The sequence below is a fragment of the Sulfitobacter sp. SK012 genome, from assembly GCF_003352085.1.
In the GTDB taxonomy this organism is placed as follows: Bacteria; Pseudomonadota; Alphaproteobacteria; order Rhodobacterales; family Rhodobacteraceae; genus Sulfitobacter.
This window is the reverse complement of sequence record NZ_CP025804.1, coordinates 948,476-962,459: the sequence shown is the minus strand read 5'-3', so window position 1 is coordinate 962,459 and position 13,984 is coordinate 948,476. Positions and strand designations below refer to the sequence as shown.

Genomic DNA, 13,984 nt, shown 5'->3' with positions numbered 1-13,984 from the left:
CAAAATTCTGATGCAACGGTTGATGGAAAAGATGGGGCTGCTTGCCCTGCACCGGATTGATCCTGAAACGGCGCATGGGTTGGCGATCAAGGCACTGCGTGCAGGCCTTGCTCCGGCACCCGGGCCCATAACCTCGCCGCGTTTACGAACAAGAGTGGCTGGGATCGAAATGCCAAACCCCATCGGGTTGGCGGCCGGCTTTGACAAAAACGCAACTGTGATCACCCAGCTCAGCAACGCAGGCTTTGGGTTTATCGAAGTTGGAGCCGCCACCCCACACCCACAACCCGGCAATCCGCGTCCCCGGCTGTTTCGCCTGACCCAAGACCGTGCGGCGATCAACCGCTTTGGTTTTAACAACGATGGCATGGGCGCGATCTGCGCGCGGCTGGCAGATGCGGAGCGTAGCATCCCTGTCGGGCTGAACCTCGGCGCGAACAAGACCTCCCCTGACCGTGCACATGACTTTGCCCAAGTGATGGAAGCCGCCCGTGATCACGTTGATTTTGCCACCGTGAACGTATCCTCCCCTAACACCGAAAAACTGCGCGACCTGCAGGGCAAAGCCGCCCTCGCCGCCCTGTTGGAAGGTGTAATGGAAGTGCGCGGTGTTACGCCCGTTTTCCTAAAAATCGCACCTGACCTGACGGATGCTGAAATTGCTGATGTGGCCGAAGTGGCGAGCGATGCTGGTGTCGCGGCGATAATCGCCACAAACACGACCCTGTCGCGCGAGGGTCTCCAGAGCCCGCATGCAACCGAGGCGGGTGGGCTGTCCGGTGCGCCGTTGTTTGATCGCTCCACCCATGTTCTGGCGCAGCTTTCCACGCTTACGGATATTCCGTTAATCGGTGTGGGCGGCATTGCGTCGGCTGCAGATGCCTATGCCAAGATCTGCGCCGGGGCTGCCGCCGTGCAGATATATACGGCGTTGGTGTTTGGCGGCATATCAATGGTGGGCGACATCGCACGAGGCCTCGATGATCTGCTGGCGCAGGATGGATTTGCAACGGTCGCAGAGGCAGTCGGCACCAAGCGGAGCGATTGGCTGTGATCACCCTTTGGCACAATCCACGCTGCTCAAAATCGCGGGCGGCACTTGCCCTGTTGATGAAGGGCGATGTGCCATTGACAGTGCGGCGGTATTTGTTGGACGTCCCAAACGTGATCGAGATCGAGGCCGCGATTACCGCGCTAGACATCGCGCCCATCGAATTGATGCGCCGCGGTGAAGCAGTTTTCAAAGAGCTTGGTCTTACCCCTGACAGCCCCCCTAAGACGCTTGTGCAAGCCTTGGCAGACCACCCCATTCTGATCGAACGGCCTATCGCGTTTCAGGGCTCCCGCGCTGTCATTGGCCGGCCACCCGAGGCCGTGCTGGAGCTTCTTTAACCCGCTGCACGTTCAAGCGCGGGGTAGCGCACGCCCAACGTCAGCCCGCGCGCGACAAAGCTGATCAACAACGCCAACCACAGCCCGTGATTGCCCAGCGTCGGCACCAGCAGCGCCAACGCCACCAGATAAATCACAAAGGACAACGCCATCATGTTGCGCATATCGCGACTGCGCGTGGCGCCGATGAATATGCCGTCCAGCATCCAGGCAGCCCAGCCCGCCAGCGGGGCCGCGATCATATAAGGTAGATAAACGCGCGCGGCTTGCTGCACCTCGGGCGATTTAGCCATCAGATCAATGATCGCGCCACCGGCAAATGCAAAGGCCAACGTCATCGCAGTGCATGACAATAACCCCCATCCCGAGGTCAACAACGCCGAACGACGCAAGACCATCCGTTGCCCAGCGCCCATAGCTCGGCCAACAAGAGCCTCCGCAGAAAACGCAAAACCATCGAGAGCATAGGCTGTGATCATTAGAAATTGCAGCAATACCTGATTGGCCGCCAACCGAACATCGCCCAAACCTGATCCTAGGAAGAGGAACGACACAAACATCGCTTCCAGCAACAGCGAGCGGATCATGATATCCGCGTTCACCGACATCATATTAACCCACCGCCCTCGGTCAAATACCTGCACCCAATCGCGCCATGCAGGCACGTTAAATGCTTCGCGACAAAACCAAAGACCAAGAGCCAAGCCCGACCACTCCGCAATCAAGCTCGCGATGGCGACGCCCGACACACCCCAGTCCAGCCCAAGCACGAACCACAAATCCAGCAAGATATTCAGCCCGTTCATCCAAAGTTGGATGACCAACACGGCCCGTGTGCGTTCCTGTGCAATCAACCAGCCGGTGATGCCGTAAAGCGCAATCGCCGCGGGTGCGGACCAGATGCGAATGGAAACATATTGCCGGGCCAAACCCTCAACTTCTGCACTAGCTGGCGACACTGCAAAGGCCGCCCAGAACAGAAATGTCTGCACTGCGATCAGTACGGCCCCTGCCCCCAACCCGATCATCAGCGCACGTGTCAGCAATGCTGCCACTTCGCCGTCATCGCCGTCACCGACGGCTTGGGCCGTCAGCCCGACGGTCCCCATGCGCAGGAACCCGAACATCCAATAAAACCATGACAGCACAATCGCGCCGAGGCCCACAGCCCCGATTGGCGCGGCAAGCCCGATCTGGCCGACGACCCCGGTATCAACAAGGCCCAAGATCGGCACGGTAGCGTTGGATAAAACGATCGGCAGAGCAATGTTGAGCACACGTTTGTGGGTGATTACGTCTTTGGGGTCAACGGTGCCGCGCGCAATGGCACGAAGCTCAGCTGCGGTGGGTTCAGCACTCATGGCGAGGCGTCAGTCACGCCGCTGCGGCATAACAAAATGACCGGTCGCCTGCGCAAAAAGGCGGGCGCGATTATCCTGCCAACCCTCAACATGAACACTGGCGTAGCGGCGTCCGGATCGGTTGATGCTGGCGCGCGCATAGGCATCACGCGGCAGGCCTGAGCGGAGATAATCAACGGTGAAATCAACCGTCTTGGGCAAACGTGGCAGGTCTTCGGGCTTCATCCCTTCCATGTCGAGTTCCCCAGATTCGAGGTCTTCCCACAGGTAGGTCAAACTGAGCGTGATGATCGCCGTTACCTCAAGGAATGCCGCCGTCACCCCACCATGGATAGCCGGCAGCATTGGGTTACCGATCAACATGTCCCGAAACGGCAAAACTCCAGTAAGCTCATCGCCTCGACGCTCGAATTTGATGCCCATGTATTGGATATACGGCACACCACTGACCAATGCGTGCAAGGCAGCATCGCGGCGCTGCTTGACGATCTGAACGGGCTCAGGCGGGCGGCGGGGGCTCATTGCGACGCCTCGACGGTAAAGGTGCCGGTGGCTGTGGCCACAGGATTACCCTCATCTTCGTCCGTCGCCACTGCGCGCACAAAAGCGACCGAGCGGGTAATATGATAGCAGGTCGCGCGCGTTGTGATTGTCTGCCCAGGCGTGGCAGTCCGCATATAATCGATGCGCAGATCAATTGTTGCGGTGCCCGTTGGATTGCTGGAATGGCACATCACGGCGGCGCCGCAGGATGTATCCATCAACGCAGAGACTGCCCCGCCATGGATCACGCCGGTTTTAGGATCCCCAATCAACTTTTCGGCATATGGCATCGTAAAGACAGCCACACCGTCGTGGAGTTCCACAACCTCCATGCCTAGCGCTACGCTATGGGGCAGTGTTCGAATGAACTGCCGGGCCAGTTGGCTCCTGTCGGACATGATGTGAGACCTTTTGAGTACGCGGTACCTTGCCGTTACACCGTACCGTCAACCAAAGGGCAAGTCCCGGTGTTGCACCGAGCCACGCGACGATCTAGCCTGTCCTTTAAGCGGAGGAGCCGACATGACCAAAGATGCAACAGCAAGCCGCCTGACGTTCAAGGAAATGTGCGCCAAATTTGACGTGACGCCCCGTACCCTGCGCTACTACGAATACATCGAACTGTTGCACCCTGATCGGGATGGCCGCAGCAGACACTATGGCCCCCGTGAACGCGCCCGCATGGAGTTGATCCTGCGTGGTCGCAAGTTTGGGTTTGCGCTGGAAGACATCCGGCAATGGCTATTGATCTATGAAAACGAAGGCACAACAGCGCAGATGCAGGCGTGGATCAACCTTGCCGATGGCCAATTGGCCGAACTTGCAGAGCAAAAGGCGCAACTGAACACGGCGATCGCAGAGCTTCAGAAACTCCGCGATGACACCGCAAAGGCCTTGTCAGGCGTCTGAGCACAGCTTGGCTGGTGGAAGACCTGAGATTCTCCGAGCCAACCGCTCAAGATCAGCGGCGATCAAAATAAGATCTGAGACAACGGTGTCAGGCTGGGTCGACGCCACATCAAAAGCGACTGTCTCGACCGCTTTGGATGCTGCAAGCAACGTATCCATGGTTGGAGCGCTGGAATCAGCCCCACTTAACTTGGATTTTAATCCCGTTTTTCCAACCGCTACGTCACTGCCGAGCGATATCTTCAAATAAGCACACATATTCAGTTCCTGGTTAAACCCTAATGCAATGCTACTTAGGTGCCGCGCCCCAAAGTTCATGTCACGCAGCTGCGCTACACCACTGCCCCATCACGGTAATGCAACAAACCAGAACCCAAGCCGCGAATGGCTGCCGTGGTCCGGTCGTTAACATCCAGCTTTTCAAAAACGCGCCGCGCCATGGTATCGACGGTATGCCGAGAGATGCCCAATATCTCCGCAATGACCGAATTGCTTTTCCCACGCGCGATCCACCGCAATATCTCCAATTCGCGCGGAGACAGACGCGTAGGGGTTTCGTGCGAAACCTCTGTGAGCTCGCAATACCGGATATGAGCGATATGAGCTGCGCACTGAAGTTCGAATATCTCTTCTGGCTTCAAAACTGGCATGCCTTCGGCAAACCCCAGCGCCACATGGGCATTGCGCAAATTTGGCCCAAAGACCTGCATCGCAATCCCATCGCATGTCACCAACTCGGCACGGTCGTGCATAAAGGCGCGCCCCGCTTTGCTGAGGGTGGTGAGTTTTTCCATCTCTGACCAAAGAAACGGGCGGCCCAACTGTCGGGCAAGTTGTGGCAGCGGATCAACCAGCAACAGCTCAGCTTCGATGTAATGACAGATCCACGCTTCCGGAAAGCCATCCTCAACGAAGCCCTCACTGCGCCCGCCAGGCCGTTCTGCATCTTCCATGTGATAGCTGACCATGGCGATGCCACAGCCGTGGAAAAAATCCAGCGCATCGTGCCACAAATCCTGCGTGGTTTGCGTGCTGCGGCACTGAGCTAGAAAGCCGCTCAAAGATTGTTTTTCTGCCATCGTGGCTCCGATCAACGGGCACCGTCACGGCGCTGTCTTATGCTGCGCTCAATGCAAAAGCCGCGCAACCCTTTGCAAAAGCGGTACCTTACGTGGCCCGCCCTCACGTAAGGCTCCAAAGTGACGTAACGTCCGACTTACGTCAACTAGGCAGACCATTGTAAGCCGATATCCGAACACCCAGTTTCCAATCAGAAACGAGATTTTTCTGATGAGAGTGATGAAAATGACAACTGACACTATGACGATCCGCCAAATGTGTGATGCGTATGATGTCACACCGCGGACCCTGCGTTTTTACGAAGCCAAGGAACTGTTGTTCCCAATCAGACATGGGCAGAAGCGACTGTTCACCAGACGCGACAGCGCCCGGCTCAAGCTGATCCTGCGCGGCAAGCGCTTTGGCTTTTCGCTGGAAGAAATCCGACAGCTGCTAGACCTTTATCATATGGGCGATCAACAACAGACCCAGATCGCACGGACCTATGAAATAGCCCGCAGTCGCCTGTCCGAAATGGAAATCCAACGCGATGAATTAACACAATCCATCGACGAGCTGCGCAATCAACTGAAATGGGGGGAAAAGATGATCGCCTCCATGAAAATTACACGAAACGCTGCCGAATAAGACGGCGTTTTGACCCCGAATAACAAGCGCAGCCCCTATCACGCGGCAGGCTGCGCTCCTTCAAACTGATCACGATACGACCTCTAAGGGAGAGATCCGGATGCCAAGCTACACAGCCCCTACCAAAGACATGCAATTCGTCTTGCACGATGTCCTCAAAATCAACGAAGCCGCCACACCTGGCTATGATGAGCTTGAGCGTGATTTCACCGGTGCCATTCTTGAAGAAGCCGGCAAGCTGACGTCTGATGTGCTGGCACCGCTGAACGCAGTTGGCGATACCGAAGGATGCCGGTTAGAAAATGGTGTGGTTTATACGCCAAAGGGCTTCAAAGAAGCATTCGATCAAGTGCGCAACGGTGGATGGACCGGTCTTGATATGCCCGAGCAATACGGTGGGCAAAATATGCCTTATGTGCTAGGCGCCGCTGTCGGGGAACTCTTTTCCTCATCCAATCAAGCATTTACCATGTATCACGGCCTTACCCACGGTGCGGCCTCTGCGATCCTCGCCCACGGTACGGACGCCCAAAAAGACATGTACCTGCCCAACATGGTGTCGTGCGAATGGACTGGCACCATGAACCTGACGGAGCCACATTGTGGGACCGATCTGGGCCTGATGCGCACCAAAGCGGCCCCGCAAAGCGACGGCAGCTACAAGATCACCGGACAGAAAATCTTCATCTCCTCGGGTGAGCATGACATGGCCGATAACATTATCCATCTGGTACTTGGCAAGATCGAAGGCGGTCCTGAAGGCATCAAAGGTGTGTCGTTGTTCATCGTTCCAAAATTCGCCGTGAACGAAGATGGATCGTTGGGTGCCCGCAATGAAGTGACTGTCGGATCTATCGAAGAAAAGATGGGCATCCACGGCAACTCGACCTGCGTGATGAACTACGACGGTGCCACCGGGTACCTGCTGGGCGAAGAGCACAAAGGCATGCGCGCCATGTTCACCATGATGAACGAAGCGCGTCTGGGCGTGGGCCAGCAAGGCCTTGCGCAAGCCGAGGTCGCCTATCAAAACGCTGTAATTTATGCCAACGACCGCCTACAGGGTCGCGCGGTAACTGGAGCTGAATTTCCCGACAAACCCGCCGATCCACTCATTGTGCATCCCGATATCCGGCGCTCGCTTTTGGACCAAAAGAGTTTTGTCGAAGGAGGACGTGCTTTCATCCTTTGGGGTGCCATGCTGATCGACGCCGCTCACCGCGGCAAAGACAAAGACGCCGATGGCCTCGTGTCGCTGCTGACCCCGGTTATTAAGGGTTTTCTGACCGACAAAGGTTACGACATGACCGTCAAAGCCCAACAAGTCTACGGCGGCCACGGCTATATCGAGGAATGGGGCATGTCCCAGTTCACCCGTGATGCGCGCATTGCGATGATCTACGAGGGTGCCAATGGCGTACAAGCGCTTGATCTGGTGGGCCGCAAACTGGCCCAAGACGGCGGCAAGCATGTGATGGCATTTTTCGATCTGGTAAAGAGCTTTGTAAAAGACAAAGCAGGCCAAGATGCGGAATTTGATGCCTCTTTCCTTGAGCCACTCAAAGCAGCCAGCAAGGATTTGCAGGCGGCGGGCATGTATTTCATGCAAAACGGCATGAAGAACCCCAACAACGCTTTGTCAGGCTCCAATGACTTTATGCATATGTTCGGCCATGTGTGTCTGGGTCTGATGTGGGCGAAAATGGGCTTGGCGGCAAAAGAGGCCCTTGCGGGTGGTACCACAGACACCGCATTCTTTGAGACGAAGCTCGCGACCGGTCGCTACTACATGGCACGCCAATTGCCTGCGACGTCTCTGCATCTGACCCGCATTCAATCGGGCGCAGACACGGTGATGGCACTGGACGCGGCAAACTTTTAACGGCAGCGGGGCCGCGTGCCCCCTGCCCCTATTCCGGAGCATCCATGCCTAAACGCTTTCGCCTAACCCGTCGTTTCCCCGTTGCAATGACCGAAGACGGATATCGTCGGTTGAAGAAGTTCAGCGGCGACGCGGGGTTGGACGAAGGCGAGGCGCTGTCGTTTCTTTTTGAAAACTTCGGCAGTGTCATCAATGAGGAAAATCTGATCGCGCGTCTGCGTCTGTTCAATTCAGAACTCGAAGGGAGAAAAAGGTAAGACTTTTTCAAAGTGTTTGAAGACTGACACTGCTCAAATGCGCCCCCCAGCCCCGCACCTCACGATGCGACACATCTGCGGCACAACTGGGCTTTGCCATTCAAGAATGACGCCAACGGGGGCATAAAACCCCTGTCTCCACATCGCTAACAAGGATCAACAGATGACCATCAAACTACACTGCTTCGGCGAATCCGGTAATGCGTATAAGGCGGCTTTGGCGCTGCAATTATCAGGCCTTGAATGGGAGCCTGTGAAAGTTGATTTCTTTGGCGGAGAGACACGCGCACCCGATTACCGCGCAACGGTCAATGCAATGGGCGAAGTCCCTGTCATGGTGGACGGTGATCTGCAACTGACCCAATCGGGCGTTATCCAGGACTATATCAGTGAGAAATCTGGCAAGTTCGGCGGTCAGGATTCCACTGAGCGTCGCGAGATTTTGCGCTGGGTGCTGTGGGACAATCACAAGCTCAGCTCTAACGCTGGTATGACCCGCTTTTTGATGAATTTCATCCCCGAAGACAAACGCCCAGCAGAAGTGATTGGCTTCATGCAAGGCCGTCTCAAAGCTGCCTATGCGGTGCTCAATGACCACCTCGAAACCCGCGATTGGATTGTGGGCAACGGCGTCACCAATGCGGACCTAAGCTGCTGTGGGTATCTCTATTATCCCGAACCATATGGATTTTCACGCAGCGACTGGCCGCATATCGATGCATGGCTGACCCGGTTGTCCCAAGAACCCAACTGGAAAGCCCCCTATGATCTGATGCCCGGCTCCCCCGCTGATCGGGCCTGAGTTAGGACCAACAGACACCTAATCAACAGCAAGACAGCCCGTCATTGGGCAAGTGCTTGTAATATGACGACAACGAAGGAGTTTCCGATGACCGAAGCATACATCTACGACGCGCTGCGCACGCCGCGTGGCAAAGGACGCAAAGATGGCGCGCTGCACGAACTAACATCGCTACGGCTGAGTGCGCTTACCTTGAATGCGGTCAAGGAGCGCAACAACCTTGAGGGTCACGCCGTTGAGGATGTGATCTGGGGCAATGTCACACAAGTCATGGAACAAGGCGGCTGCCTTGCTCGCTCGGCCGTGCTGGCATCAGATCTCGATGAACGCATTCCCGGCCTTGCCATCAACCGGTTCTGCGCAAGCGGCATGGAGGCGGTCAACCTTGCTGCCAACCAAGTCAAAGCAGGCGCCGGCATGGGCTACATTGCTGGCGGTGTTGAGATGATGGGCCGGGTGCCCATGGGCAGCGACGGGGCCGCGATTGCCGTGGATCCAACGCTGGCAATGGATAAATACTTTGTTCCCCAAGGCATTTCCGCCGATATCATTGCAACCGAGTACGGATTTACCCGCGAACAGGCAGACCAACTGGCTGTAGAATCCCAGCGCCGGGCAAAGATGGCATGGGACGACAATCGGTTTGCGAAATCTGTTATCACCATTCGCGACCAAAACGGTCTGCCGATCCTTGACCATGACGAATACATGCGGCCCCAAACCGACATGCAGTCCCTTGGCGCGCTAAACCCAGCCTTTCAGGCTATGGGCGAGGTCATGCCCGGTTTCGATAAAGTCGCCACCATGAAGTACCCGCATCTTGAGCGGATCAACCACATCCACCACGCCGGGAATTCATCAGGCATCGTGGACGGGGCTGCAGCCGTGCTGATCGGTAACAAGGAATTCGGCGAAAAATACGGGTTGAAACCCCGCGCCCGGATCCGCGCTACCGCCAAGATCGGCACCGATCCAACAATCATGCTGACCGGTCCTGTGCCCGTTACCAAAAAGATCCTCGAAGACAACGGCATGGACATCAAAGACATTGATTTGTTCGAAGTGAACGAAGCTTTTGCCGCTGTCGTTATGCGCTTCATGCAAGCGTTTGATGTGGATCATGACAAGGTCAACGTGAATGGCGGTTCCATCGCGATGGGTCACCCACTTGGCGCGACCGGGGCCATGATCATCGGCACCCTGCTGGACGAGCTGGAGCGTGCCGACAAAGAAGTTGGCCTTGCCACCTTGTGCATCGCATCTGGAATGGGGGCCGCGACCATCATCGAACGGGTCTGATATTGGTAAATGAACTTGAGAATTCGGACGAAGTGGCACAGCAAATCTATCAAGAGATGCTGGACAGGATTTGCGTTGCTTATGAGATGCGCGATTTTGACTGCTTTGCCCGAATGATCAACGTACCGCATACCATTTTTGGCTTTGGCCCAACCACCACGCTGAACGATCATAGCGATCTGCGCGAAGTCTTTGATGGCACCTGTACGTTCTTGGCCACCAAAGCAGTCACAGATCACATTCGGACCTGTCTGGTAGCCACATTTACCGCTTCAGATGAGATCGACTGCATGCACGAGACCCGCATGTTGTGTGGTGCGCATGTGCTTGAACACCCCTACCCGGTCCAGTCGATTCTAAGGCGGATAAACGGAGAGTGGGCGGTCTGCCGATCCTATATTGCGCTGGATCCCAATGTCGGGATGGGGCGCATCCTGCACAAGACAACAGGGCACGCCTAAACGGCGACCCGACATAAAGAGAATGCTGACGGGCGACCTTACGCCCGGTGAAATATGAAACTGAATAATCTCGGAGACATCTTGATGACCGACTTTACAATGAACACCGATAGCCATGGCGTTGCCGTCCTAACGTGGGACGTGGCCGACAAAAGCATGAACGTCATGTCCTTTGAGGGCCTGGAAGAGCTTGGCACGCTTGTGGACCAAGCTTTGGGCGATGACGCCGTAAAGGGCGTGATCATCACATCCGGCAAGGACGGATCGTTTGCCGGCGGGATGGATCTAAACCTGCTGGCCAAGATGAAAGCCGACGCGGGCGATGACCCGGCAAAGGGCCTGTTTGAGGGCACCATGAAAATGCACGCCCTGCTGCGCAAGATTGAACGCGCAGGCATGGATCCAAAGACGCTTAAGGGCGGCAAGCCGATTGTCTGTGTACTGCCCGGCACCGCCGTTGGCATTGGCCTCGAACTGCCGCTGGCCACACACCGCATTTTTGCGGCCAACAATCCAAAAGCCCGCATTGGTTTGCCCGAAATCATGGTGGGTATCTTCCCCGGTGCCGGTGGCACAACGCGCTTTGTCCGCAAGATGGGTGCAATGGCGGCCTCGCCCTTTTTGCTCGAAGGCAAGTTGGTTTCGCCTGATGCAGCGCTCCGCGCAGGGATCATCGACGAGGTATCCGATGACCCGATGGCCGCGGCCCACGCATGGGTTTTGTCAGCCAAAGACGCTGATCTGGTAAAGCCGTGGGACGCGAAAGGGTACAAGATGCCCGGAGGCATGCCCTACCACCCAGCGGGTTTTATGACCTTTGTAGGTGCCAGCGCGATGGTGAACGGCAAAACCCAAGGGGTCTATCCAGCCGCCAAAGCGCTGCTGTCGGCGGTCTATGAAGGTGCGATGGTCGATTTCGACACCGCGCTCAAGATTGAGGCACGCTGGTTCACGCATATTTTGATGGATCCGTCATCCGCTGCGATGATCCGCTCGCTATTCTTGAACAAAGAGGCGCTGGAAAAAGGCGCTGTGCGTCCTGCCGGTGTCCCAGATCAACGGGTCAAAAAGCTTGGCGTTTTGGGCGCAGGCATGATGGGCGCTGGCATTACGCTGGTTTCCGTACAGGCAGGTATCGAAGTTGTTTTGATCGATCAGAGCCAAGAAGCAGCGGATCGTGGCAAATCTTACACCGCCACCTATTTCGACAAAGGTATTGCCCGCAAAAAGGCCACGCCAGAGAAGAAAGAAGCCGCATTGGGCCTGATCACGGCGACCACAGACTTGGACGCGCTCAAGGGCTGCGATCTGATCATTGAGGCCGTGTTTGAGGACCCCAAGGTGAAGGCCGAAATGACCCAAAAGGTCGAAGCTGTGATCCCCGACGACTGCATTTTTGCCTCTAATACCTCCACCTTGCCAATCACTGAGCTAGCTAAAGCGTCTTCGCGTCAGGAACAGTTCATTGGCATCCACTTCTTCTCCCCTGTTGAGAAAATGCTGCTGGTTGAGATTATCAAAGGCGGCAATACCGGTGACCGGGCTGTGGCCAAAGCACTTGATTATGTGCGTCAAATTCGCAAAACGCCCATCGTGGTCAATGATGCACGCTTCTTCTACGCCAACCGGTGTATCATCCCATACGTCAACGAAGGCGCGCGTATGATCACCGAAGGCGTCGCACCGGCGCTGGTCGACAACGCAGCCAAACTGATGGGTTTTCCCGTCGGCCCGGTGCAGCTTACTGACGAAACCTCGATTGATCTGGGTGCCAAGATTGCGCGCGCGACAAAAGCAGCGATGGGCGATGCCTATCCTGCCAGCGAAGCTGACAATCTGATCTTTTGGATGGAAGAACTTGGGCGTCTGGGTCGCAAATCCAAGGCCGGTTTCTTTGAGTATGACGAAAAGGGCAAGCGGCAGGGGTATTGGACCGGCATGCAGGAAAAATATCCACACGCGGATACGCAACCTGCGCTGCAGGATGTACAGGACCGGTTGATGTTTGTTCAGGTACTTGAAGCCGTGCGGGCGCTCGAAGAAGGCGTGTTGATGGACATCCGCGAAGGCGACGTGGGCGCGATCCTTGGCTGGGGCTTTGCGCCATGGTCGGGTGGCCCGCTCAGCTGGCTCGACATGATCGGCACACCCTATGCGGCAGAACGCTGCGACGCGTTAGAAGCGCAATTCGGTCCGCGTTTCAGATGCCCTGACCTGCTGCGCGAAATGGCAGCCAAAGGTCAGAGCTTTTACGAACGCTTTGATCCAGAGGCCGCTAAAGCCGCCTAAACTGACAACAAAAAAGGGGCGCTGCGGTGCCCCTTTTTACGTGGCTCTATGATCCGGCGGCTTTCCCGCCCACATGCCTTTTCCAATCATTTCAAATTCAAACCAACCCAACCTGCCGTTTTCTGCGTCGTGTTTACGTCACCCAACTGTGGCGGACTGCATCAGTCACTTTCTATGCACCGATTGCCGAGACCCGGTTAGATCCAGCCAAGCATCAAGCAGGATCACACAAGTGTAATGCACAAAAAAAGGGCCGCCCGGTGCGACCCTTTTCGACTTGGCAGTATAAAAGTATCCAGCCTCCTCCAAAAGGCCAGAAACAGTGTTTTGGACTCAGCAGGCCATCACCGCACTGCGTGCGTCTGTCCACCCACCCGTCGTTGTGATCTGATCTTCGACCACGAGGCATTCCGCAAGGAACGCGGCGTCCTTGATGCTGAGCACATCATAAGCAGAGTCTGGTTGGTCAAGGAACTTGTCCAAAGTCGACATATCACGGGGGCAGTGCAGCAAAGCGCCGCCTTCTGCGTAGATGATCTGCTCTTTTTCAAAATGAACTGCGATCAGCTCTACGTGTTGCTGTGGCTGGCGACGGTGGATACCACGCACGCCAACCAAGGCGCAGGCGGGGATCACAGCAAACGGATCGCCATGCGCATCAGACACAGCATCGCTTTCGACCAGCACACCTTGATCGCCAAGCAACACCAGCTCATCGCGGTTGCCAAGAACCTCGGCTGGAACAATCACAGGCCATAAAGCTTCTTCTGTGTCCGCAGCATCAATCCACATAGAAACGCGGCGAATTTCCGTGATTTCCTTCATGCCGTTGTCAAACGTCAACACTTTGTCACCCACGGCCAACGCGTCGATCGCACGCCATCCAAGGTTTGAAGCCACGTTTGTGCCGGCCATCAAACCATGGGTCAATTGGCTCCGGCCGCCATCGAAGGCACCCGTTGTTTCAGTGGAACGGTGGTGGTGTTGTATCGTCATTTTCCATCCAAACATTTTTTCATCCCCATGATGAGGCACCATTGGCAGCAGTGCATTGTCGTATGAAACCATATGTTGTGATTCTC

Annotated in this window: 16 protein-coding genes; 10 read left to right on the top strand and 6 right to left on the bottom strand. The window is 56.0% G+C overall.

Annotated elements, in window-relative coordinates; genetic code table 11:
• The first annotated feature begins 10 nt into the window (after positions 1–10).
• Both C1J03_RS04860 and arsC read left to right on the top strand, forming a co-directional pair.
• Positions 11–1,054 (top strand): quinone-dependent dihydroorotate dehydrogenase, encoded by a 1,044-nt coding sequence (locus C1J03_RS04860; protein WP_114888847.1) that lies wholly within the window; start codon positions 11–13, stop codon positions 1,052–1,054.
• Positions 1,051–1,392 carry an arsenate reductase (glutaredoxin) gene (gene arsC, locus C1J03_RS04855; RefSeq protein ID WP_114888848.1) on the top strand — a complete coding sequence of 114 codons (342 nt, stop codon included), beginning with the start codon at positions 1,051–1,053 and terminating at the stop codon, positions 1,390–1,392. The genes C1J03_RS04860 and arsC overlap by 4 nt, the downstream gene beginning before the upstream one ends.
• On the opposite strand, the gene C1J03_RS04850 is transcribed toward arsC, so the two are convergent.
• From C1J03_RS04850 to C1J03_RS04840, 3 genes are read right to left on the bottom strand one after another with little or no spacing between them, the layout of a single operon-like run.
• Positions 1,389–2,753 (bottom strand): MATE family efflux transporter, encoded by a 1,365-nt coding sequence (locus C1J03_RS04850; protein ID WP_114884258.1) that lies wholly within the window; start codon positions 2,751–2,753, stop codon positions 1,389–1,391. The genes arsC and C1J03_RS04850 overlap by 4 nt on opposite strands.
• Positions 2,754–2,762: 9 nt before the next feature.
• Positions 2,763–3,275: a PaaI family thioesterase gene (locus C1J03_RS04845; protein WP_114884257.1), complete on the bottom strand. Its 513-nt coding sequence runs from the start codon at positions 3,273–3,275 to the stop codon at positions 2,763–2,765.
• Positions 3,272–3,694, bottom strand: coding sequence for a PaaI family thioesterase (locus C1J03_RS04840; protein WP_114884256.1), 423 nt, complete (start codon positions 3,692–3,694; stop codon positions 3,272–3,274). The genes C1J03_RS04845 and C1J03_RS04840 overlap by 4 nt, the downstream gene beginning before the upstream one ends.
• 124 nt (positions 3,695–3,818) lie before the next feature.
• Here C1J03_RS04840 and C1J03_RS04835 point away from each other — a divergent pair, with 124 nt between their 5' ends.
• Complete coding sequence (locus C1J03_RS04835; protein ID WP_114884255.1) at positions 3,819–4,205, top strand: MerR family transcriptional regulator; 387 nt, start codon at positions 3,819–3,821, stop codon at positions 4,203–4,205.
• Here the strand turns inward: C1J03_RS04835 and C1J03_RS04830 are convergent.
• A complete protein-coding gene (locus tag C1J03_RS04830) occupies positions 4,194–4,463 on the bottom strand; it encodes a hypothetical protein (RefSeq protein WP_114884254.1) in 270 nt (89 codons plus the stop codon). The genes C1J03_RS04835 and C1J03_RS04830 overlap by 12 nt on opposite strands.
• Before the next feature lie 74 nt (positions 4,464–4,537).
• Positions 4,538–5,284: a helix-turn-helix transcriptional regulator gene (locus tag C1J03_RS04825; RefSeq protein WP_114884253.1), complete on the bottom strand. Its 747-nt coding sequence runs from the start codon at positions 5,282–5,284 to the stop codon at positions 4,538–4,540.
• Positions 5,285–5,510: 226 nt separating this feature from the next.
• Here C1J03_RS04825 and C1J03_RS04820 point away from each other — a divergent pair, with 226 nt between their 5' ends.
• The 7 genes from C1J03_RS04820 to C1J03_RS04790 all read left to right on the top strand — a co-directional run bounded on the left by C1J03_RS04820 (position 5,511) and on the right by C1J03_RS04790 (position 12,902).
• Positions 5,511–5,912, top strand: coding sequence for a MerR family transcriptional regulator (locus C1J03_RS04820; protein WP_114888846.1), 402 nt, complete (start codon positions 5,511–5,513; stop codon positions 5,910–5,912).
• A 100-nt stretch (positions 5,913–6,012) separates the two neighbouring features.
• Positions 6,013–7,794, top strand: a complete 1,782-nt coding sequence (locus C1J03_RS04815; protein WP_114884252.1) for an acyl-CoA dehydrogenase C-terminal domain-containing protein — start codon at positions 6,013–6,015, stop codon at positions 7,792–7,794.
• A 44-nt stretch (positions 7,795–7,838) separates the two neighbouring features.
• Positions 7,839–8,051, top strand: a complete 213-nt coding sequence (locus C1J03_RS04810; protein WP_114884251.1) for a hypothetical protein — start codon at positions 7,839–7,841, stop codon at positions 8,049–8,051.
• A 163-nt stretch (positions 8,052–8,214) separates the two neighbouring features.
• Positions 8,215–8,853, top strand: coding sequence for a glutathione S-transferase family protein (locus C1J03_RS04805; protein WP_114884249.1), 639 nt, complete (start codon positions 8,215–8,217; stop codon positions 8,851–8,853).
• Between the two features lie 87 nt (positions 8,854–8,940).
• A complete protein-coding gene (locus tag C1J03_RS04800; protein WP_114884246.1) occupies positions 8,941–10,152 on the top strand; it encodes an acetyl-CoA C-acetyltransferase in 1,212 nt (403 codons plus the stop codon).
• 2 nt (positions 10,153–10,154) lie between these two features.
• Positions 10,155–10,613, top strand: a complete 459-nt coding sequence (locus tag C1J03_RS04795) for a hypothetical protein (protein WP_114884244.1) — start codon at positions 10,155–10,157, stop codon at positions 10,611–10,613.
• Between the two features lie 84 nt (positions 10,614–10,697).
• Positions 10,698–12,902, top strand: coding sequence for a 3-hydroxyacyl-CoA dehydrogenase NAD-binding domain-containing protein (locus C1J03_RS04790; RefSeq protein ID WP_114888845.1), 2,205 nt, complete (start codon positions 10,698–10,700; stop codon positions 12,900–12,902).
• Between the two features lie 333 nt (positions 12,903–13,235).
• Here the strand turns inward: C1J03_RS04790 and C1J03_RS04785 are convergent, their stop codons facing one another.
• A complete protein-coding gene (locus C1J03_RS04785) occupies positions 13,236–13,913 on the bottom strand; it encodes a Hint domain-containing protein (protein ID WP_162798444.1) in 678 nt (225 codons plus the stop codon).
• Positions 13,914–13,984: the final 71 nt, after the last annotated feature.